Raw genomic sequence first — 458 nt, 5'->3', positions numbered from 1 at the left:
AAAAAAGGCGGCGCGGCTTAACAAATCGTAAGGCGCCTCAAGCCAGCCGGAGCCGCCCCGCTGGACCGACCGAACGGGAGCCCTTACTCGATCACTTCATACAAGAGCTGCGCGATCGAGCTGTGCTCGGATTCAGCAAGATGGGCGGCATGCGATACGTAAAAGCGAACGCGAGCATGCCCGCAGCCGATGATAGCCTTCTACAATCAGAACCGAAACAGTCCCTAAGAAACACAAGCTGACATCGGGCTGGGGCTACGGGGCTCCCACTAAGTCAAGCGGTGATTTCGAATTTTCTCAATCGATACGCCAATTGGGCTCTCGAAAGTCCGATCGCCCGTGCTGCCGCAGAAACGTTGCCGTTTGCAGATGCAAGTGCCGCCGCGTAGATCTCTGACTCATGTTCTGCAAATGAAAACGTTCGGCGAGGCGTCGCCCTGGCTGCGGCCTGTTGACTG

The 458-nt window shown here is 57.0% G+C and carries 1 protein-coding gene; it reads right to left on the bottom strand.

Annotated features, from left to right (window positions below):
* Nucleotides 1-274 precede the first annotated feature (274 nt).
* The coding region (locus J5M57_RS28455) for a helix-turn-helix domain-containing protein (RefSeq protein ID WP_207938539.1) at nucleotides 275-458 on the bottom strand (184 nt) is incomplete at its 5' end.

Source organism: Pseudomonas sp. 86_A (assembly GCF_017491705.1).
Taxonomy (GTDB): domain Bacteria; phylum Pseudomonadota; class Gammaproteobacteria; order Pseudomonadales; family Pseudomonadaceae; genus Aquipseudomonas; species Aquipseudomonas koreensis.
The sequence above is the reverse complement of the archived record's forward strand: the minus strand, read 5'-3'. Positions and strand labels throughout refer to the sequence as shown.